The 19,758-nt window shown below is 63.0% G+C and carries 18 protein-coding genes; 4 read left to right on the top strand and 14 right to left on the bottom strand.

The features are described from left to right. From cfaB to CNQ84_RS11130, 3 genes are all read left to right on the top strand, one after another. The gene (gene cfaB / locus CNQ84_RS11140) at positions 1-1,185 is read left to right on the top strand and encodes a C17 cyclopropane fatty acid synthase CfaB (protein ID WP_096004943.1); all 1,185 of its coding nucleotides are present in this window, start codon (positions 1-3) and stop codon (positions 1,183-1,185) included. A gap of 88 nt (positions 1,186-1,273) precedes the next feature. Continuing rightward, positions 1,274-2,113: a flagellar brake protein gene (locus tag CNQ84_RS11135; RefSeq protein ID WP_165771274.1), complete on the top strand. Its 840-nt coding sequence runs from the start codon at positions 1,274-1,276 to the stop codon at positions 2,111-2,113. Further along, complete coding sequence (locus CNQ84_RS11130; protein WP_133065895.1) at positions 2,110-2,559, top strand: DUF192 domain-containing protein; 450 nt, start codon at positions 2,110-2,112, stop codon at positions 2,557-2,559. Before CNQ84_RS11135 ends, CNQ84_RS11130 begins: the two co-directional genes overlap by 4 nt. Positions 2,560-2,567: 8 nt before the next feature. Here CNQ84_RS11130 and CNQ84_RS11125 read toward each other — a convergent pair whose 3' ends face one another. The 10 genes from CNQ84_RS11125 to CNQ84_RS11080 form a co-directional block, all read right to left on the bottom strand. Next, positions 2,568-2,930, bottom strand: a complete 363-nt coding sequence (locus tag CNQ84_RS11125) for a hypothetical protein (protein WP_065336022.1) — start codon at positions 2,928-2,930, stop codon at positions 2,568-2,570. Positions 2,931-2,954: 24 nt separating this feature from the next. Further along, positions 2,955-3,911 carry a CobW family GTP-binding protein gene (locus tag CNQ84_RS11120; protein WP_096004940.1) on the bottom strand — a complete coding sequence of 319 codons (957 nt, stop codon included), beginning with the start codon at positions 3,909-3,911 and terminating at the stop codon, positions 2,955-2,957. Positions 3,912-3,969: 58 nt separating this feature from the next. Beyond that, the gene (locus CNQ84_RS11115; protein WP_096004939.1) at positions 3,970-4,359 is read right to left on the bottom strand and encodes a DUF3301 domain-containing protein; all 390 of its coding nucleotides are present in this window, start codon (positions 4,357-4,359) and stop codon (positions 3,970-3,972) included. Between the two features lie 30 nt (positions 4,360-4,389). Continuing rightward, positions 4,390-5,595, bottom strand: a complete 1,206-nt coding sequence (locus tag CNQ84_RS11110) for a diguanylate cyclase (protein ID WP_096004938.1) — start codon at positions 5,593-5,595, stop codon at positions 4,390-4,392. 74 nt (positions 5,596-5,669) lie between these two features. After that, positions 5,670-6,362 (bottom strand): tRNA (N6-threonylcarbamoyladenosine(37)-N6)-methyltransferase TrmO, encoded by a 693-nt coding sequence (tsaA, locus tag CNQ84_RS11105; RefSeq protein WP_096004937.1) that lies wholly within the window; start codon positions 6,360-6,362, stop codon positions 5,670-5,672. A 2-nt stretch (positions 6,363-6,364) separates the two neighbouring features. Beyond that, positions 6,365-7,297: an alpha/beta fold hydrolase gene (locus CNQ84_RS11100; RefSeq protein ID WP_096004936.1), complete on the bottom strand. Its 933-nt coding sequence runs from the start codon at positions 7,295-7,297 to the stop codon at positions 6,365-6,367. Between the two features lie 123 nt (positions 7,298-7,420). Then, positions 7,421-7,948 carry a DUF3299 domain-containing protein gene (locus tag CNQ84_RS11095; protein ID WP_425439965.1) on the bottom strand — a complete coding sequence of 176 codons (528 nt, stop codon included), beginning with the start codon at positions 7,946-7,948 and terminating at the stop codon, positions 7,421-7,423. 77 nt (positions 7,949-8,025) lie between these two features. Continuing rightward, positions 8,026-9,015, bottom strand: a complete 990-nt coding sequence (locus CNQ84_RS11090; RefSeq protein ID WP_096004934.1) for an HD-GYP domain-containing protein — start codon at positions 9,013-9,015, stop codon at positions 8,026-8,028. A gap of 4 nt (positions 9,016-9,019) precedes the next feature. Continuing rightward, positions 9,020-12,673 (bottom strand): PAS domain S-box protein, encoded by a 3,654-nt coding sequence (locus CNQ84_RS11085; RefSeq protein WP_096004933.1) that lies wholly within the window; start codon positions 12,671-12,673, stop codon positions 9,020-9,022. 122 nt (positions 12,674-12,795) lie between these two features. Further along, the gene (locus CNQ84_RS11080) at positions 12,796-13,443 is read right to left on the bottom strand and encodes a TetR/AcrR family transcriptional regulator (protein ID WP_096004932.1); all 648 of its coding nucleotides are present in this window, start codon (positions 13,441-13,443) and stop codon (positions 12,796-12,798) included. Between the two features lie 160 nt (positions 13,444-13,603). Between CNQ84_RS11080 and CNQ84_RS11075 the strand changes: the two genes are divergently transcribed. Beyond that, positions 13,604-14,824, top strand: coding sequence for an acyl-CoA dehydrogenase family protein (locus CNQ84_RS11075; RefSeq protein WP_096004931.1), 1,221 nt, complete (start codon positions 13,604-13,606; stop codon positions 14,822-14,824). A gap of 512 nt (positions 14,825-15,336) precedes the next feature. On the opposite strand, the gene CNQ84_RS11070 is transcribed toward CNQ84_RS11075, so the two are convergent. The 4 genes from CNQ84_RS11070 to oadA form a co-directional block, all read right to left on the bottom strand. Continuing rightward, entirely contained in the window at positions 15,337-16,419 is a 1,083-nt protein-coding gene (locus tag CNQ84_RS11070; protein ID WP_096004930.1) for a 5-(carboxyamino)imidazole ribonucleotide synthase, read from the bottom strand. A gap of 10 nt (positions 16,420-16,429) precedes the next feature. After that, positions 16,430-16,921 (bottom strand): 5-(carboxyamino)imidazole ribonucleotide mutase, encoded by a 492-nt coding sequence (gene purE, locus CNQ84_RS11065; RefSeq protein ID WP_096005017.1) that lies wholly within the window; start codon positions 16,919-16,921, stop codon positions 16,430-16,432. 165 nt (positions 16,922-17,086) lie between these two features. Further along, positions 17,087-17,794 carry a carbonic anhydrase gene (locus tag CNQ84_RS11060; protein WP_096004929.1) on the bottom strand — a complete coding sequence of 236 codons (708 nt, stop codon included), beginning with the start codon at positions 17,792-17,794 and terminating at the stop codon, positions 17,087-17,089. Between the two features lie 127 nt (positions 17,795-17,921). Further along, complete coding sequence (gene oadA, locus CNQ84_RS11055) at positions 17,922-19,733, bottom strand: sodium-extruding oxaloacetate decarboxylase subunit alpha (RefSeq protein ID WP_096004928.1); 1,812 nt, start codon at positions 19,731-19,733, stop codon at positions 17,922-17,924. Positions 19,734-19,758 lie beyond the last annotated feature (25 nt).

Below are 19,758 nucleotides of genomic sequence, written 5' to 3'. Positions count from 1 at the left end.
ATGCTTGCCCAACTGGCCAGCACCCTTGGTGCGTTGCAGCTGCCGCTGCGGATCAGCCTGCCCGATGGCGAATCGCTGGATCTGGCACAGTCACCCACAGTGGAGCTGCGGATACGCGATCCAGCCTTACTCGCCGAGTTGCAGCGGCCGACGCTGGATGCACTCGGCGAGGCCTATATCGAAGAACGCCTGGATATCCACGGGCCGTTGCCGGAGGCAATGGCCATTGCTGACCGACTGAGTCAGTCGCTGGTGGTCAATGCCCCCGGCGACCCGCCTGCAACCGTCCCCCATGACCGTCAGAGCGATGCTCAGGCGGTCGCCTACCACTACGATCTGTCCAACAGCTTCTATGCGCTCTGGCTGGACCCGGAGATGGTCTATTCCTGTGGCTATTTCCGCCATACGGAGGACTCGCTGGCCCGCGCGCAGGTACAAAAGCTTGATCATCTGTGTCGCAAGCTGCGACTGCATCGCGGCGAGTACCTGCTGGACGTGGGCTGCGGTTGGGGCGCTCTGGCGCGTCATGCCGCACGGGAATACGGCGTGCGCGTGCACGGCATTACGTTAAGTGAACAGCAGCTGGAGCTGGGCAATCAGCGGGTGCGGTCCCAGGGGCTGAGCCAGCAGGTACGACTGGAGCTGTGCGACTACCGCGATCTGCCGGGCGGGGAGCAGTATGACAAGGTCGTCAGTGTTGGCATGTTTGAGCACGTCGGGCACGCCAATCTGGATGATTACTTTCGTATTCTGGCCGAGCAGGTCCGTCCGGGTGGGTTGGTGCTCAACCACGGCATCACGGCCAGGTATGTCGATGGCAGGCCCGTAGGGCGCGGCGCAGGACGCTTTATTGGGCGCTATGTGTTTCCTCACGGAGAGCTGCCGCACCTGGCGACCGCGATTGGCAGCATGAGCGAGCAGGGTCTGGAGGTGGTCGATGTGGAGAGTCTACGGCTGCACTATGCCCACACCTTGCAGCACTGGAGCCACAATCTGGAAGAGCGACTGGAGCAGGCAAGGGCCCTGGTGGGCGAACGTAGCCTGCGAATCTGGCGTATTTACCTGGCTGGATGCGCCTACGGGTTCGCGCACAACTGGATGAACATTCATCAGATACTGGCGGTCAAGCCGCTTCAAGGTGGCGGGCACAACCTGCCGCTGACCCGGGCGGACCTGTACATCTGATTTGGCTACAACAGCATATAGCCGCGCCGTCCGGACGCTGATACATTTGATGCCAATTGGAATTCTGGATCGGAGCTGTTTTGTGCCAATGATCGCGCTGACTGAAGAAGACATCCCCGTCGGCAAGCCGTTGCCGTGGAACGTTGTCGATGCTGATGGCAAGGTGCTGTTTGCCCAGTCGAAGGTGGTAGAGAACCGTTCGCTGCTCAAGCAACTGGTCAAACTGGGTCTGTTTCGTAGCGGTGCGGCAGAGCAGGCAAGCAACGGAGAGGGTGCAACCGTATCCACGCTGGAGCAGATCCAGTTGGCGCCGGGCGACGCCGTGCAGTTGCAGACCATGAACAGCAACAGTGCCGAGCGTTATCAGGTGCGCATGATCGGCTTTCACGCGCCGGTCAGCCTGCTGGTGACCGCGCCGACGGTGCAGGGCAAGCTGGTGTTCGTGAAGGAAGGCCAGCAGTTTCTGGTCCGCGGCTTTGTGGGTAAGGACGCGGTGGCCTACAAGACCCGTGTACTTAAATCCAGTCTGTCGCCCTTTCCCTACCTGCATCTGGCCTACCCTGAGACCGTGCAGTCCATGCGTATCCGTAGCTCGGCCCGCGCATCGGTGGATCTGGTCACGGCGGTGGTCCGCCAGAACGGCGCCCAGGGTTCGGCTCGCATGACCGATATCAGCGTGGGTGGGGCACGTCTGGTGTCCGCCAAACCCTTTGCCAACAAGGACGAAGAGCTGAAGTTGTCCTTCCGCATCAACCCTTCGGGGCTGGATGTGTATATGACGGTGGATGCGCGTGTGCGCGCAGTGACCGTGGAAGACGCTCAGGAGCAGCAGGTTGCCACCGGGGTGGAGTTTGTTGAGCTGAGCGAACAGAACCGCCTGTACCTGACCAATCTGGTCTATCAGAACCTGCTGAAAGATACCCTGTGAAGACAAGTCTGTTATTCATGGTTGTGGCCGTGCTGGCGTGCACCGGTGCTCAGGCCGGCACGCGCTCTGTGATGCTGGGCAACACCGCCTTTGAGCTCACCTATGTGGCTGATCCAGACAGCCGTCGTCAGGGCCTGATGGGGGTGTCTGATCTGCCCTTTGGTACCGGCATGCTGTTTGATTTTCCTGCCGGCACCCAGCCGGCCATCTGGATGCGCAACATGCTGATCAGCCTGGATCTGGTGTTTGTTGCCGACAGCGGCCAGATTCGCCATGTGTTCGCCGAGGTCCCGCCGTGTGCCGAGTTGCCGTGTGCCCTCTACCAGGCGGCGCAGCCACTGCGCTGGGTGATAGAGCTGCCGGCAGGCAGTGTTGCGCGCTTGGGGCTGGAAGAGGGCGACCAGCTGGACATGTCAGGGCTGCCGCCGACAGCGCCAATGCAATAGACCCTAGCTCAGGGCGAGGAGGGTATTTGCCACTGGCCCCGGCTGACCTGCTCGCAATAGGCCTGCAGCACCGGCGCATCCTCTGCGTCGCTGTAGTAGTGAATATCCTGCTGATATCCCACACCTTCAGTATGCGCGCCGGCGCAGACACCGTAGGCGCCGCTTGGGCAGGCCTCCAGCAACTGCACCTGGAAGCTGCGGTCGGGAATCTGCGGCTGGCAGAACTGTTGCTCGAACAAGCCGTCGGGAATGCTGCGATTGGCCTGGCATAGGCGAATGGGCAACTGGTCATCCGAGGACTCGATCAGGCAGGCGCTGGCAAAGGCGCCAGGGCTCAGCAGTGACAGGGCGAGAATGAGGAAACGGGTCATGATAGCGCCGGCAAAAACGCCACCTTACTGGCTGCGACAGGTCGCCCGCAAGCCCTGTTCAAGCTGCTGTGGATCGGGTAGATCGGCGCAGATCAGTTCGAGCCGACTGTCCTGTCGCCAGGCGCTGTCAGTCCAGGTGATCGGTTGACCTGGCAGCAGATTGCAGGCTTTCCAGCCTTTATCAGTGTGCAGGATGCCTTTGGCTCGCTGCCAGGGTAGGTTGGCGAGCCACTGTTGCAGCAATTCAAGCGAAAAGCACTGGTCACTGGCGACACGCCAGGCAAGGCTGTAGGGCGCTTGCTGCAACTGGGCGTGGCGTTGCCACTGACCCGGCAGCAAGGCGATCTGGCCGATCGGTTGCCCGGCAGGTACTGTTAACTCGGCGCTTGGCGCCGGGGCTGGGTGCCGTGGTATGTCTGCCCAGCTGATGGCTGCGTGTACGCAGGGCAGAGCCTGTGGCCAGGTGCTGCGTAGCTGTGCCAGCGTCTGGGCACTGAGCAGATCGGTACGATTGGCTATCAGCAGCCCTGCGAGGGGCAGGCTGCGCTGTTGGCTGTCCGGCAGGGGCTCGCCGCTTGCCAGTTGGCCGGCATCGACCACCATCAACAGTGGTTGCAGGTCTAGCACGCCTTGCCAGGGCTCGCGCGCCAGCTGCTGCAGCAGTTCGGCAGGGTGGCCCAGTCCGGAACTCTCTATCCATAAGCGGTCAGGTCGTGCCTTGCGCAACAGGCGGCCCAGGCCGACCTGAAAAGGCACGCCATTTACGCAGCAAAGGCAGCCGCCGGGTATTTCCGCCATGCTGACTCCCGATTCTGTGCTGGACTGCAGCAGCGCGCGGTCTAGCCCCAGTTGACCAAACTCGTTGATCAGCACAGCCCAGCGTTCGTCCGCAGGACGTTGCGCCAGAAGGTTCTGCAGCAAGCTGGTCTTGCCGGCGCCAAGCGGACCGGCGATCAGGTGTGTCGGAATTTGGCTGAGCATCAGGAGAAGGGTTCCACGTGGAACTAACAAATAGACAAAATAACTTTATGTTGTTGCTTTAATAAATTTTATGAATCTTGGCGCCTTGCCTCTCGCCAGCGCCGTGTGGCGTTGCGGACGGGGCGTCACTGCCCGGAAACGGGTGCGGCGCCAGTTCGATCTGCAGTACCTGCAGGCCATGCAGGTCAAGATGGCCGCTGTAGCGGTGCTCGCCGGTGACGGTGAACTCGAAGCTGTAGCGGCGAATCAGTCCGGGCATGCCCCGGCGGTTGCGCCCGACACGCACTGAGCTGAGCGCCACGCTGTCGTCCAGTAGCTGCACGTCAGCACGCTCGCAGTGCTGTCGCACGCGTTGCAGGGCCTGATCACCCTGGCCCAGGGCTCGCCAGAGCCACCAGCCGGCAAGGGCGCATACGAGCAATAATGTGGCGTGGCCCAGGTTGAACACGGTGCAAGATCCTTGGTGTGGGCAGGTGGCTCAGTATGCCACGGTTGGCTCGGCTGACCACAGCTGGAGCTGGTTCCGGCCTTGGCTCTTGGCCTGGTACAGGGCCAGGTCCGCCTGACGCAGCAACTGGTCAGCGTTGTCGCTCATCTGCCGTTGCGCCAGGCCGATGCTGACGCGCAGGTTGTAGCGTTGCTGCCGGTACTGGAACGGGTGCGCTTCGACCAGTTGGCGCAGGCGTTCCAGCGAATGGCTGGCCTGGGTTGCTGAGGTTTCGGGCATCAGCAGTACAAACTCCTCGCCGCCAAAGCGCGCAAACAGGTCGCTATGTCGTGCCTGCTGCTGGCACAGGGCAGCAAAATGCTGCAAGGCATGATCACCCGCCTGATGACCGAGCTGGTCGTTCAGCTGCTTGAAATGGTCCAGATCGAAAATGGCCAGACACAGCGGTCTGCCGTAGCGCTCACTGCGAGCCACTTCATCGGCCAGCTGCCGATGGAAGGCGCGGCGGTTGAAGGCGCCGGTCAGCGGGTCCCGGAAGGTCTGTTCCTGCAGCTGTGCAGCCAACTGCTGACTGCGCGCCAGCACGCGCTGGGTAGTCATCAGGCAGCAGCCGACAAAACCGAGAACCAGCGCGGGGAGGGCGAAATTGTAAGACAGCAGGTAGCTGAATGACTCGTAGGGCTGAACATAGGCTGCATCGAGCCACCAGTTGCGGTAGCCAAGGATGCCGCGCAGCAGGGTTACTGCGCTGTAGATCAGCAGACCGACGGTGACCAGCAGCCGGGCCGGACGGGTTGCCGGGTCGCGGCTTTCGTGCAGCAGCAGCATGATGGCTTGCAGCGGAAGCAACCCGGCAATGCTGGAGTACACCCCCATCAGCAAATCGGAGCTGCCATTGGCCAGCCAGTACCAGCTGTTGAACAGCACCATGACGCCGGTGCTCGCTGGCAGTGTCCACCAGGGCACTCGGCGGCCGAAAAAGCGAAAGATACCCAGCAGAAATAGCGCCTCTCCTGCGAGCTGCAGGGCGTTGCCCAGTACGTTGAGCACCGGGTTGCGGGTTATCACGAAGATCAGAAACAGGACGATGCCGGCGATCAGGCTCCAGCAGCCGGCCAGCCAGAACCCCGGGCCGGGCTCGCCGGGCACGGTCCGGAACAGGGCCGTGGCGCACAGCGCGATGGCAACCAGCAGGCAGATGCCCAGCAGCATTGGCGAGAAATACAGCTGCTCCATGGCGTGTACACGACCCTGTGAATCAACGTGGCCCGAGTATACCGCGCCCTTGGGCTACTGCCACCTGCGGCAGGTCAGACCGGCTCGACGCCCAGCACGCAGATGCGTTCGGGGGCGGGGTAGTGCCAGCGTACGTTGACGTCCCAGAAGCGCACACCGTACTCGCGTCCGGCATCGGGTGTCTGGTAGGCCGGTTTCGGGTCCTGTGCCAGGCACTGCTCAATGAGCGCCACCAGCGGCTGACCCAGACGCCGCTGCTGGGCCTCGGCCTGCTCGCGAGCGACATCGTGCCAGTCGACCGCGATGGGGGCAGGGGGCGCAGCGGCGAGCGGGTTGTGGGCATCGGCAATGGCATCGGCATAGGGCACGTAGGGTTTTATGTCGAGTATCGGGGTACCGTCCAGCAGGTCGACGCCGGACAGCAGCAGGCGTCCGTCGACGATGCCATCCAGCCGCACGACCGATTGGCCGATCGGGTTGGGCCGGTGGGTGGCGCGGCTGGCGAACACGCCGATACGCTGGTTGCCGCCGAGTCGCGGCGGGCGTACCCGCAGGTGCTTGCTGCCGTGGCCAGCAGCGTGAAAAACGAACAACAGCCACAGGTGGCTGACGCCTTCCAGGCCTTCCAGCGCCTCGGGCTGGTCAAAGGGGGGCAGCAACTCCAGGGTGGCGGTGGCCGCCGGGGCCAGCAGTGGCTGGCGCGGGATGGCGAACTTCTCGGCGAAACAGGAGTGGATGATGCCGACCGGCTCGAACTGCCAGCCCACGATCAGGACTCCGCCAGCGGTGGGATGCAGTCGGGGCGGTCCTGAGTGATCAGATGGCTGCAGTCCGGGACCTGGATGATTTGCAGGTTCTCTGCCTGGTCCGCGCTGCGGCGCATCGCTTGAGCCTGCAGAATACGGTCCTTCTCCGGGACCAGGATGGCGCCGCGCTGCAGGTGCTGGTAGATGTCGGTGGGGGTGCGCTCCATCCAGTCTGCCAGGTCGAGGATATTGTCGACAAAGGTCTTGCCGTGGCGCGGGTTGAACGGCAGGGCGCTGACCAGCTCTCGCTTGCGCGGGTCATCCAGCGGCCCAAACAGGTGGCGGTTGCTGGGCGATATAGGTTGCTGTTGCCAGGCAAACAGATAGAACGGCAGGAACCAGCGTGCGGCTCTGGGCACCTCACGGAAGGGCTTGCCCTGAGGAAGCACCGGCGCTTCCAGGATGACCTCGACCCGGCTGAACAACTCCGGACGCTGGCGCGCCGCTTCCAGGATGACCGCTCCGCCGCGGGAGTGGCCGTGCACGCGGATCTGACGAGCGGTAGCCAGGTGCTCCAGGGCCTGGTTGAGCACTTCGGCGTCATAGGCGATGGTACCGGGGCGCGAGCGCAGTGGCGCAACCCACGCGGCCTTCTGGTAGCGTGGACGGTTGACCGGAACATGGTAGTCGGCGCTGGTCAGCATGATCAGCTGCAGGGCAGGATCCTGATAGTACGCCGTGAAATACAGGAAGTTCTCGACAAAACCCGGCATTACGATGACGCACTGCGATGCATCCTCCGGCCCCTGGCGGGCAACGCAAGCCTGACCCACCTGATACAGCTCACCCTGAAAGTCGATGGCTTGCACCTGCGGCGTTTCGCGCCGTAGCAACCAGCGGCGCAGGCTGGTGGCAATCAGGATGAACAGGCCGACCAAGCCAATCAGAATATGCATGTACAAAAGGCTCCCTGTGAGCGGGCCAACGATGAGTTGGCCACAGCATAACGGATTCGGTGCTGGCGTGGGGCCACCCGGCTGGGCGATTTGCTTACTCACCAAGCGCGTTCTGCTGCGCGCTTATTCGCCGTCGTAGAGCCACACCCGCTCGGCGGACAGGGCGTAGCTGGCGTCGGCCAGCTGGTTGCTGGTCTGGCTGATGTGCAGGGTGCCCTGCACCCAGAATGGCTGGTAGATATCGTCGATCGCGATGCCATCGGGATAGTCGACCAGGATGATCTGGTTGGGCGGTGGCGGTGGTACGTGAATGCAGGCGCCGGCATAGGGCACCAGAAAGAAACTCAGGTAGCGGCCTTCGGCATCGGTTTCCAGCGGCACCGGGTAACCGCCAATACGCACCGAGCGGCCGTCGTAGTCGCTGACCACGCGGGTCGAGTACATCACCTCGGGCAGGCTGTCATCCCGCTGGCGCAGGCTCTGGGTAAAGTCGCCCTCGCTGTCCAGACCGCTGCCGTGGTCGATTTCCGGCATGTCCAGCATGGCCTGGTAGTCCTCGGCTGGCAGCAGGTCGAGCCAGTCGATGGTCGCGGGTGCGGCGCTCAGGGTAAGGGGGAGTACGAAGGTAAATAGCAGTAGCAGGGCGCGCAACATCAGCGTTTTCCAATTTCTCTGGCAGTGCTGAGACAGATTCAGCGCGTCAGTGTTCCACATCCGTGAGTCGGCGCCTACTCCGCCCACCGGTCGCGAATCTCGATAATTTCCTCCAGACGGGCAAGGAAGCAGTTCACCAGGTGGGGGTCGAAGTGCTTGCCGCTCTGTTCACGAATCAGGGCGACGGCATCTTCCACGCTCCAGGCCCGCTTGTAGGGACGCTCGCTGGTCAAGGCGTCAAAGACGTCGGCAATCGCGATGATACGCGCCTCAATGGGGATGTCGGTGCCGGCCAGCCCTGCAGGATAGCCGCTGCCATCCCACTTTTCGTGATGACCAAGGGCAATGCGCCGGGCCATTTGCAGCATGCTGGCGTCGTGTTCGCCGATGATGCGCGCGCCAATGTCCGGATGCTGCTGCATGATGGCCCACTCGTCAGCGTCCAGCTTGCCGGGTTTTTGCAGGATGGCGTCGGGAATGCCGATCTTGCCGACATCGTGCATGGGGGCGGCGTGCAGCAGCTCCTCGGCGTCTTCGGCGCTGAAGCCGGCCTCCAGAGCGATGATGCGCGAGAAGTGACTCATGCGAATGACGTGCAGGCCGGTCTCGTTGTCCTTGTACTCGGCGGCCATACCCAGCGCCTGCACGATGTTGAGGCGGGTCTGACGCAGCACATCGGCGCGTACCAGTGACAGGTGCGTACGCACCCGCGCGCGCACAATGGGAGCGCTCACCGGTTTGCTGATGTAGTCGACTGCGCCCAGCTCGAAGCCCAGCGCCTCGTCCTCCGGGTTGGACAGGGCGGTGACGAAGATCACTGGAATGGCCTCGGTCTGCGGCTCGGCCTTCAGCCGTACACAGACCTCATGGCCGGTGGTGCCGGGCATCATCACATCCAGCAGAATCAGATGTGGTCGCTCGTTGCTGGCGAGCTCCAGCGCGCGCTCGCCGTCGCGGGCGAACAGCAGGCGGTAGTCGTCCTGCAGGATATGCTTGAGCACATGCAGGTTGGCTGGTTCGTCATCCACCAGCAGTATCGACGGGCGGCGGTCCTTGAAGGGCATGGGGTCAACCTTGGGTGGATGCAGTACGTCGCTCGGCTTCCAGCAGAGCGATGGCGGCTGCAAAGTCAAAATCGTCCAGCGCCTGCTCCAGCGCTGTGCGTTGCTCGCTGGCGAGGCTGCCTGCCAGGCGCTGCAGAGCCTGTTCGTTCACCTCGCCGCGACGCAGCACGGTAATCAGCTTGTCGATCAGGTTGTCACGGGCGGCGTTATCCAGCGTCTCGTCAGCCGGAGTGGTCTGCACGGGCGCGGGTGTCGGCGCTGCAGCGCGGCTGGCGCGCGCGCAGGCGTGCAGCGCCTCGCGCAGTGCCTCGGTATCATTCTGGCCCGCTGCCAGCTTGCTTTCCAGTTCGCTGGCGAGCTGGCGCAGCGCCTGCAAAGACAGGTTGCCGGCGCTGCCGTTGAGTTTGTGCGCCAGGCTGCGGGCGTGCTCCAGAGCCTGCTGGTCCAGCGCCTGGTCCAGCTCGGCCAGTTGGCTCGGTAATTCGCCAAGGAAGCGGTGGATGGCCTGCTCAAGGGCGTCGCGGTTGCCCCAGCGCAGCTCACCGCTGGCCCAGTCGATCAAGGGGGTAGTCTGCTCCGCCTTGGCGCTGTCGTGGTCGGCGCTGGGGACTTGCAGGCCCAATACCCGCGCCATTTCCTGGCGCAGCGCCACGCGGTCGACCGGCTTCGAGGCAAAGCCTTCCATACCTGCCTCGCGGGCAGCCTGGCGATCCTTGTCCAGCACGCTGGCGGTGAGGGCAATGATGGGGGTCGGGCGTCGCCCCAGATTGGCTTCGTAGCGACGGATGATGCGAGTGGCTTCCAGACCATCAACCTCCGGCATCTGCATGTCCATGAGGATCAGGTCGAAGGGCTCCTCGGCCACCAGCTCGAAGGCGCGCAGACCGTTGTTCACACTGCGCACCCGGTGCCCTTCGTTGTGCAGCAGCAGCTCCATCAACTGTACGTTGTCGGCAACATCATCGGCGACCAGAATGCGCAGCGGCGGCAGCTCGATACGGTTGCTGCTGAGTGCGCTCAACGCCTTGGCGTCCGCGCTGGCGGCGGTCAGCGGCAGCAGTACCTGGAAGCTGGAGCCTTGGCTCGGGATGCTCTCGACGCTGATGTGCCCGCCCATCAGCTCGACCAGCTGGCGGGCGATAGTGGTGCCCAGGCCGGTGCCGCCAAAGCGCCGGCTCATGGACGCATCGGCCTGGGCGAACGGCTCGAAAATCTGCTGCAGGCGATCCGTCGGGATACCGATGCCGGTGTCGCTGATGCGCAGACGGACCTGTTTCTGGTGCTGATCCACGCGGAGCTCGACCCGGCCTTGCTCGGTAAACTTGATGGCATTGCCCAGCAGGTTGGTCAGCACCTGACGGATACGCGTCGGGTCGCCGCTGAAGTGCTCCTGCGGTAGCTGGTAGCTGAACGTCAACTGCAAGCCCTTGCGATTGGCTTCCAGACTGAACACGTTGATTTGTTGCTGGCAGAGTTCGCGCAGCGAGAAGTCCTGGCGCTCCAGCCGTACCTGACCCTTTTCCAGCTTGGCGGTATCGAGAATGTCGTTGAGCAGCCCCAGCAGCGAGCGGGCGGATTGATTCACGGTGCGCGCGTACTTGCGCTGACTGGTGGTCAGGTTGTCGTTGAGCAGCACCTCGCTGAAGCCGATGATGGCGTTCATTGGCGTGCGGATTTCGTGACTCATGTTGGCCAGGAAGGCACCCTTGGATTCGGCCGCCAGTTCGGCCCGCTCCTTGGCTTCGAGCAGGGCCACCTCCATGCGTCGGCGTTCGCTCAGGTCGGTGACCAGCACGATCACCTTGGTCAGCTCGCCAAAGCTGTCGATGATCGGGTTGCAGTAGGTCTGCACATAGACGTTGTCGCCGTTTCGATGCGTCAGGCTGTACTCGCCGACCAGGTACTCGCCACGGCGAACACTGGCCCAGGCTTCATCGGTAAACTCGCCATCGTCGATCAACTGCTGGAAGGTGCGTCCCTTCAGCTCTGCTTCAGAGCAGCCGCTGAGGCTCAGGAAATGCGGGTTGGCGAAACAAATACGACCGTCCATGTCCAGGTCCAGCATGCCTTGGGCCTGGCTGATGGCGCGCACGATACCCTCGAATTCGGCGGCGCGCAGCTTGGTGTCGGTGATATCCAGGATGACCCCGTCGATCCACTCGGGGTTGCCCTGCTCGTCAAAGATCGCGCTCGCGTATTCGGAGACCCAGCGAATCTGGCCGTCGCGGTGGAAGATGCGGTACTCAAGGTTGTAGTTCTCGCGACGGCCGATGGCGGCCATGACATGATCGACCGTGAAGTCGATGTCTGCCGGATGGATGATGTCGGCAAAGCTCATCTCGCCGTTGAGAAAGCGTTCTGTCGGCCAGCCGGTGAGGGGCTCCACCGCGTCGCTGATAAACAGCATGCGCCAGTCTTCACGGGGCAGGCAGCGGAAGGTGACGCCGGGGATATTGGTGATCAGGCTGCGGTACTGCTCTTCGCGCTCCTGCAACGAGTTTTCCAGCTCACGGCGCTCGCTGATGTCGCTGACAAAGCCGACGAAGCGCACGCCGTCGCGGATAAGGGTCTGGCCGATCGACAGGCGCACCGGAAAGTGCTCGCCATTGCGCCGCATCCACCAGGACTCGGTGCTGGTGCCCAGCTGTGCCGGACGCTGACCGGCGGCATACTCGCTGAGAAAGCTGCGCAAGCGCTCTCGGGTAGCCAGCGGTAGCAGCACATCCAGAGGTTGGCCAAGCAGCTCGGATTCGGGCCAGCCGAATATGTGTTCAGCTGCGCGATTGATCTCGCGGATGCGCCCGTAGCGATCCCAGGTGATGATCGCATCGACTGCGGTGTCAACGATGCCGCGGATATGGGCTTCGCTGGCCTGTACCTTCTGGTACAGCTGATTGAAGCGCACCGCGCCATTGACCGCGCCAACCAGAATACCCACCACCAAGGTGGAGAAGGCAATCAGCAAACCAAGATTGCGCTGCGCATCAAACTGTCCCAGGTAATCGCTTTGCGGCTGGCCGATGACACGGGCCGCCGCCATGCCGGCGTAGTGCATGGTGGCAATGGCCGAGCCCATCACCAGCGCGGCGATCAGCAAGGTCTTGCTGGTCGGTTTGCCAAGGCCAAAGCGAATCCACAGCGACAGAATGGCCAGCACCACCGCGACCACCACCGAGCCGACAAACCACCAGGGGTCGAATAGCAGTTGCGCGTCCATGCGCATGGCGGCCATGCCGATGTAGTGCATGGTGCCGATACCTGCGCCGATCAGGATGCCCCCTGTCAGCAGCTCCCTTGCCCCAAGAACGCGGCGCGACAGCAATTGCAGGGCCACCAGCGAGGCGCCCAGCGCCGGTAGCATGGACAGCAGGGTAATGGTCAGGTCGTAGTGCACTTCCAGAGGCAGGGTGAACGACAGCATGCCGATAAAGTGCATCGCCCAGATACCGACGCCCAGGGCAACTGCGCCGCTGAGCAGCGCGCCCCGCCGGGTTGCCGGCGTAGCGGCCAGACGCGCCAGACCTGCCACCTGCAGCGCCAGCCAGGCGGCGGCGATGGCAACCAGTATCGACAGCAGCATCAGGCTGTGGTGGTGGTGCCCATGCAGCAGGTTGCCCTGATGCAGTTCGGCTTGGTAGAACCAGGATTGGATCGGCACGCTTTGCTCCTGACGGCTTCAACGCCTTGCGGCTTAAGCAGGTGCGCGGTCGTTCGCATCCGGCGGGTGACGGCACTTTGAAATCATGGCGGGCTTGACGCTGGCTGTCCAGCTGCGTCCGGCTATCTGGCAGCAGTATCGGCGGACTGGGTGACAACTTGAGGGGGGTGCAGCAGCTGTTGCCATTGTTCCCGCAAGCTGCGCAGGGACTGTTCGCCGCCCAGCTGACCACGAAACAGCAGCACGCCACCTAGCACCGCGGCGTACTGGATCAGCGCCATGCCGCGTGCTTGACCGGGTGGCACCAGCGGGGCCAGCAACTGCGCTGTCTGCTCGACCCGTGCTTCGTCCACCGCAGCGACGATATCGCGGGCGTAGAGGTCGCGCTGGGCGAAATCGCGAATCGCAAACTCCACCTTCATGCGTTTGAACTCCACCGCCGGGCCTTCAAACATCAGCAGCAGCACGCGTTCTACTTCCTGCTGTGGGCTCAATGCCGGGTCCAGCCCGGGTTGCCAGTAGCGCAAGCCTTTCATGCGCTGGGCTTGCCACTGGTCGAGGAACAGACGAACAAACTGCGGCAGGTCCTCGAAATGCCAGTAGAAACTGCCGCGGGTCACCTTCAGGCGCTTGGCCAGCGGCAGCACACGCAACTGATCGAAGCCGCCTTCAAGGATGGCGTCGGTGGCGGCGTCGAACCAGTCCTGGGGCGTCAATACGGCGCGGCCGGTAGGACGGCCGCGGCGGGCGGGTTTGCTGGCAGCGGACATCTGCAGCTCCGGTGATGTGGGTAGTGGTCGGATTATAAGTCAGGCGAAGGCCGCGTCATATCTATTTCCATACACAATTGACAATACATATGTGTATTGAGATTTTGTGTCCAGGACGGCTGCCATCGCAACCGCATGATCGACACCTCAGGAGTTCGCCATGTACCACCAGACCGAACGCTCGCTGGATCTGCAAAAGCGCGTTTCCGATTTTATGGACGCGCACGTTTTCCCCAATGAGCGGCGCTACGAAGAGGAAATCCGCGCCAACGAGAAGGCCGGAAACGCCTACACCACCGTGCAGTTGATGGAAGAGCTGAAGGCCAAGGCCCGAGCTGAAGGTCTGTGGAACCTGTTTCTGCCGGAAGCCGAGCACGGTCCGGGTCTGAGCAACATGGAATACGCCCCGCTGGCCGAGCTGATGGGGCGCGTGCCGGGCATGTGGGCGTCCGAGGTGTTCAACTGCGGCGCGCCGGATACCGGCAACATGGAAGTGCTGGCGCGTTATGGCACCAAGGAACAGCAGGAACGCTGGCTGACGCCGCTGCTCAATGGCGAAATCCGCTCTGCCTTCGCCATGACCGAGCCGCTGGTGGCGTCCTCCGATGCGACCAATGTGGAAACCCGCATCGAGCGTGACGGCGACGAGTACGTGATCAACGGCCGCAAGTGGTATATCTCCGGCGCCGCCAACGAGCGCTGCGAAATCATGGTGGTGATGGGCAAGAGCGACCCGGACAACCCGAACCGCCACCAGCAGCAGTCGATGATTCTGGTGCCGATGAACACCCCCGGCGTCACCGTGCTGCGTGATATGGGCTGCTACGGCTATATGGATCCACCGTACGGCCACCCGGAAATCATCTTCGAGAACGTGCGCGTGCCGGCCAGCAATATGCTGCTGGGTGAAGGCCGCGGCTTCGAGATTGCTCAGGGTCGTCTTGGCCCGGGTCGTATCCACCACTGCATGCGGGTGATCGGTCAGGCCGAACGGGCGCTGGCGCTGATGTGTGAGCGTCTGAGCAAGCGCGTGGCGTTCGGCAAGCCCCTGTCAGAGCAGGGCGTGTGGCGTGAGCGCATCGCCGAGTCGCGGATCATGATCGATCAGGCGCGCTTCCTGGTGATGAACGCGGCGCATCTGATGGATACCGTCGGCAACAAGGTCGCCGCCAAGCAGATCGCGATGATCAAGGTAGCCGCGCCGAACATGGCGTGTCAGGTCATCGACTGGGCGATTCAGGCCCACGGCGCCGGTGGTTTCTCCTCCGACTTCCCGCTGGCGCAGCTGTACGTCTACGCCCGGCACCTGCGCACCGCCGATGGTCCGGATGAGGTGCACCGTAACGCGATTGCCAAGGCGGAGCTCAAGCGCTTCCAGTAATGCAATGAGCGGTGAGCAGCCCCGTAGCACCTCATGGTGCTGCGGGGTTTTGCTTGGAAACGCCTGTGAGGACACTTTTTGTTGGGGCGTTTTTTAGGGCTAGTTGGCGCGTAATCTGACAGTTCGCTTTTCGCCTTCTCCGGCGAGCCAAGGGGGGCCGCTTGCCCGGCCCCCCTTAGCGATCCCCCCGGGCACCCGGCTACGCGGCCCTTCGGGTTCGCTGCGTTGCTCGGCCTGACGGGGAGTCATAAAACTCGTCGCTTCGCTCCTCAGACATCCTATGACTCTTTTTCCCGTCAGCCCTGCGCTACTCGCCCGCGTAAACGGGACGTGGGTCCGTGCATCCGCCACCTTTGCTGCCTTGATCGTTCCCACGCTCTGCGTGGGAATGCCTGCCAGGACGCTCCGCGTCCGCTGTGCTGGTGCGTGCAGGGTGTGGCCGGACACTCCGTGATGATAAAAAAAGGCGCAACACCCAGTGCTGCGCCTTTCTCGTTTTTCCCGCCACCAACTTATTTGTCGATCAGCGCCTCAACCTCGGCGATGCGCGCTTTCAGCGTCGCCATATCCGGGCAGCGCAGGGTGGCGTGGCCGACCTTGCGACCGGCTTTGAAAGCCTTGCCGTAGTGGTGCAGGTGGCAGTGCTCGATGGCGCTGACGGCTTCGACGGCGGGGACTTCACCGATAAAGTTGAGCATCGCGCTTTCACCGACCTTGGCGGTCGAGCCCAGCGGCAGGCCGGCGATGGCGCGCAGGTGGTTTTCGAACTGGCTGCACTCGGCGCCTTCGATGGTCCAGTGGCCGGAGTTGTGTACGCGCGGGGCGATCTCGTTGGCTTTCAGGCCACCGTCGACTTCAAAGAACTCGAAGGCCAGCACGCCGACGTAGTCCAGCTTGTCGAGCACGCGACCAACGTAGTCTTCGGCCTGTGCCTGCAGTGGGTGGTCGGTACTGGCGATGGACAGCTTGAGGATGCCGTTCTCGTGGGTGTTGTGCACCAGCGGGTAGAAGCGGGTTTCGCCGTCGCGGGCGCGCACGGCCACCAGCGACACTTCACCGGTGAAGGGCACAAAGCCTTCCAGAATGCAGGGCACGCTGCCCAGTTCGGCGAAGGCCCCGACTACATCGTCCGGGTGACGCAGCACTTTCTGGCCCTTGCCGTCATAACCCAGGGTGCGGGTTTTCATCACCGCCGGCAGGCCGATGCGCTTGACCGCGGCGTCGAGGTTGTCCTGCGACTGAATGTCGGCAAATTCCGGAGTCGGGATGCCGAGGTCCTGGAACATCGACTTCTCGAACCAGCGATCACGGGCAACGCGCAGCGATTCGGCGTTCGGGTAGACCGGCACGAACTGCGACAGGAAGGCGACGGTTTCGGCCGGGACGCTTTCGAACTCGAAGGTCACCACGTCCACTTCATCGGCCAGCTGGCGCAGGTGATCGGTGTCGCTGTAGTCGGCGCGGATATGTTCACCGAGGGCCTGGGCGCAGGCATCCGGGGCCGGATCGAGAAAGGCGAATTGTTGGCCGAGCGGGGTGCCGGCCAGTGCCAGCATGCGACCCAGTTGTCCACCACCGATGACACCGATCTTCATATCCGATTCCTCACGCCTGACGCGGGTCTGGGTTGTTCAGCACGTTGTCGGTCTGCTGGCTGCGGAAATCCTGCAACGCCTTGCCGAACTGCGGGTGCTTGCCGCCGAGGATGCTGGCCGACAGCAGCGCCGCGTTGACCGCACCGGCCTTGCCGATGGCCAGGGTGGCGACCGGCACGCCGGCGGGCATCTGCACGATCGACAGCAGGGAGTCGACACCGGAGAGCATGGAGGACTGCACCGGTACGCCAAGCACCGGCAGGTGGGTCTTGGCCGCACACATGCCCGGCAGGTGGGCTGCGCCGCCGGCGCCGGCGATGATCACTTCGATGCCGCGATCGGCCGCTTCTTCTGCGTATTGGAACAGCAGATCAGGCGTGCGGTGGGCGGAAACCACCTTCACTTCGTAGGGAATGCCCAGCTGTTCAAGCATGTCGGCCGTATGGCTCAGGGTGGACCAGTCGGACTTGGAGCCCATGATCACGCCAACCAGTGCGGTCATCTGTAGTGCCTCGCTCATCAGGGCCGCCTCGGCGGCAGAAACCAACAAGCCACGGCAGCGAACTGGCGTGGCTTGCTTGGAGAGTGCAGGCTTATCGAGGGCCTGCCGCTAAACAGACGGCGCAGTATACCTGTAATTGCGTAAATACAGTAATGCGCCCGTCGGTTAGCCCGCGTTGCGGCCGGGGTAGCGCGCGCGCGGTGTGGCCATCGGCAGGGGGCCTTCGCCGATCTGGCGGAACTTGTTGGTTTCCGCGTCGTAGGCACGAATGTGCGCGGTCTCGATGTCATACACCCAGCCGTGAATGAACAGCTCACCACGGGCCAGACGGGATGCAACCGAGGGGTGGGTCGCCAGGTGCTGCAGTTGGGCGATCACGTTCTCCTCGGTCATCATCGAGAGTTTGTCGTCGCAGCAGTCGCAGTTGTCTTCGACCACAATCTTGGCGACTTCGGCGTGACGTAGCCAGGCCTTGACGGTCGGCAGCGAGTCGAGGGTTTCCGGGGCCAGTACCGCCTTCATCGCGCCGCAGTCGGAGTGACCGCAGATAATGATGTGCTGCACGTTCAGCGCCAGGACCGCGAACTCGATGGCGGTGGACACGCCGCCCATCATCTGGCCGTAGGGCGGTACCACGTTGCCGACGTTACGGGAGACGAACAGATCGCCTGGCGCGCTTTGGGTGATCAGCTCCGGCGCCACGCGCGAATCCGCGCAGGTGATGAACATGGCGCGCGGAATCTGCTCGTGGGCCAGCTGCTTGAACAGTTCCTGCTGCGCCGGGTAGACCTCGTTGCGGAAGCGGTTGAAGCCGTCGACGATTTGCTTGAGGGCTTCTTCGGCACTCTCATTGCGTCTGGAGTCGTTATTCATGTCGCAGTCTCAATTTCGGGTTGGGCTGTATGGATAGACGATCAGTATTCCTGTGACGACACCGGCCTCTGGTGACGCCGGTGCACAAAGGGTCAGCGGGTGTTGCCACCCGCTGCAGTGCGGCAACTCAGGCTTCGATCTCGATCAGGATCTCGCCCGGATTGACGCGATCGCCCTTGGCGACGTTGACCGCCTTGACGGTGCCGGCGATGGCCGCCTGGATCTCGCTTTCCATCTTCATGGCCTCGCTGACCAGCACGGCCTGACCGGCCTTGACGCTGTCGCCGACCTTGACCAGCACGTCGACCACGTTGCCCGGCATGCTGGTGGTCACGTGACCCGGCTCGCTGGCCTGCTTGCGCTTGCTGCCACCGTCACCGACAAAGGCATTCAGCGGCTCGAACACCACTTCTTCCGGCATGCCGTCGAGGCTCAGGTAGAAGTGACGCTTGCCGTCGCCCTTGACGCCGACGCCGGTGATATCGACGCGGTAGGACTCGCCGTGAACATCAATGATGAACTCGGTCGGTACGCCTTCGCTGGCGGCAGCCGGAGCGCCCTGGCCGGGCGCCGGCAGCAGTTGCTCGGGCTTGAGGGTGCCGGCTTCGCGTTCTTCGAGGAATTTGCGGCCAATGTCCGGGAACATGGCGAAGGTCAGCACATCTTCTTCCGACTTGGCCAGCGCGCCGACTTCGCTGCGCAGGCGGTCCATTTCCGGCTTGATCAGGTCGGCCGGGCGCACGTCAATGACCTCTTCGCCGCCGATGGCCTGACGACGCAGCTTCTCGTTGACGGTACCCGGTGCCTGACCGTAACGGCCCTGCAGGTAGAGCTTCACTTCGTTGGTGATGGTCTTGTAGCGTTCGCCGGCCAGCACGTTGAACACCGCCTGGGTGCCGACGATCTGCGAGGTCGGGGTCACCAGCGGCGGGAAGCCGAGGTCCTCACGCACCCGCGGGATTTCCGCGAATACGTCCTGGATGCGGTCCAGTGCGCCTTGTTCCTTCAGCTGGTTGGCCAGGTTGGACATCATGCCGCCCGGTACCTGGTTGACCTGCACGCGGGTATCCACGCCGGTGAAGTCGCTCTCGAACTGGTGGTACTTCTTGCGCACGGCGTGGAAGTACATGCCGATTTCCTGCAGCAGCTCCAGATCCAGACCGGTGTCGTACGGGGTGCCTTTCAGCGCGGCAACCATCGACTCGGTGCCCGGGTGGCTGGTGCCCCAGGCCATGGACGAGATAGCGGTGTCGATGTGGTCGGCACCGTTTTCGATCGCCTTGAGCTGACACATGGCGGCCAGGCCGGCGGTGTCGTGCGAGTGAATGAACACCGGTAGGTCGAGTTCGGCTTTCAGCGCCTTGACCAGATCGCCGGTGGCGAATGGGGTCAGCAGACCGGCCATGTCCTTGATGGCGATGGAATCGATGCCCATCGCTGCCATGTCCTTGGCCTGCTGCACGAAGGTTTCAACCGTATGCACCGGGCTGGTGGTATAGGCGATGGTGCCCTGGGCGTGCTTGCCGGCCGCCTTGACTGCTTCGATGGCGACCTTGAGGTTGCGCACGTCGTTCATGGCATCAAAGATGCGGAATACGTCAATACCGTTTTCGGCAGCCTTGGCAACAAAGGCGCGAACCACGTCGTCGCTGTAGTGACGGTAGCCAAGCAGGTTCTGGCCACGCAGCAGCATTTGCAGGCGGGTGTTCGGCAGCGCCTTGCGCAGGGTGCGCAGACGCTCCCAGGGATCTTCTTTCAGAAAGCGCACGCAGGCGTCAAAGGTCGCGCCGCCCCAGACTTCCAGCGACCAGTAGCCGACCTGATCCAGCTTGTCGCAGATCGGCAGCATGTCTTCGGTACGCAGACGGGTCGCCAGCAGAGACTGGTGGGCGTCGCGCAGGATGGTATCGGTAACGGTGATTTTGCGTGTGTTGCTCATTTTCTGTTCCTCATCAGCTTCAAGC

The organism is Pseudomonas abyssi (assembly GCF_002307495.1).
Taxonomy (GTDB): Bacteria; Pseudomonadota; Gammaproteobacteria; order Pseudomonadales; family Pseudomonadaceae; genus Halopseudomonas; species Halopseudomonas abyssi.
Note: the sequence above shows the minus strand (reverse complement) of the source record. Positions and strands in the feature narration are given on the sequence as shown.

What these genes read in the sequence shown, in the direction of transcription:
- CNQ84_RS11100 (WP_096004936.1), bottom strand. Translation starts at nt 7,297, where the DNA reads ATGCATATTCTGATTGGCTTGGTCGGCCTGTTCATCCTGATTGCCACC.
- CNQ84_RS11075 (WP_096004931.1), top strand. Translation starts at nt 13,604, where the DNA reads ATGTACCACCAGACCGAACGCTCGCTGGATCTGCAAAAGCGCGTTTCC.
- CNQ84_RS11135 (WP_165771274.1), top strand. Translation starts at nt 1,274, where the DNA reads ATGATCGCGCTGACTGAAGAAGACATCCCCGTCGGCAAGCCGTTGCCG.
- CNQ84_RS11125 (WP_065336022.1), bottom strand. Translation starts at nt 2,930, where the DNA reads ATGACCCGTTTCCTCATTCTCGCCCTGTCACTGCTGAGCCCTGGCGCC.
- CNQ84_RS11080 (WP_096004932.1), bottom strand. Translation starts at nt 13,443, where the DNA reads ATGTCCGCTGCCAGCAAACCCGCCCGCCGCGGCCGTCCTACCGGCCGC.
- CNQ84_RS11090 (WP_096004934.1), bottom strand. Translation starts at nt 9,015, where the DNA reads ATGCCCTTCAAGGACCGCCGCCCGTCGATACTGCTGGTGGATGACGAA.
- cfaB (WP_096004943.1), top strand. Translation starts at nt 1, where the DNA reads ATGCTTGCCCAACTGGCCAGCACCCTTGGTGCGTTGCAGCTGCCGCTG.
- CNQ84_RS11110 (WP_096004938.1), bottom strand. Translation starts at nt 5,595, where the DNA reads ATGGAGCAGCTGTATTTCTCGCCAATGCTGCTGGGCATCTGCCTGCTG.
- oadA (WP_096004928.1), bottom strand. Translation starts at nt 19,733, where the DNA reads ATGAGCAACACACGCAAAATCACCGTTACCGATACCATCCTGCGCGAC.
- CNQ84_RS11060 (WP_096004929.1), bottom strand. Translation starts at nt 17,794, where the DNA reads ATGAATAACGACTCCAGACGCAATGAGAGTGCCGAAGAAGCCCTCAAG.
- CNQ84_RS11070 (WP_096004930.1), bottom strand. Translation starts at nt 16,419, where the DNA reads ATGAAGATCGGTGTCATCGGTGGTGGACAACTGGGTCGCATGCTGGCA.
- CNQ84_RS11120 (WP_096004940.1), bottom strand. Translation starts at nt 3,911, where the DNA reads ATGCTCAGCCAAATTCCGACACACCTGATCGCCGGTCCGCTTGGCGCC.
- purE (WP_096005017.1), bottom strand. Translation starts at nt 16,921, where the DNA reads ATGACCGCACTGGTTGGCGTGATCATGGGCTCCAAGTCCGACTGGTCC.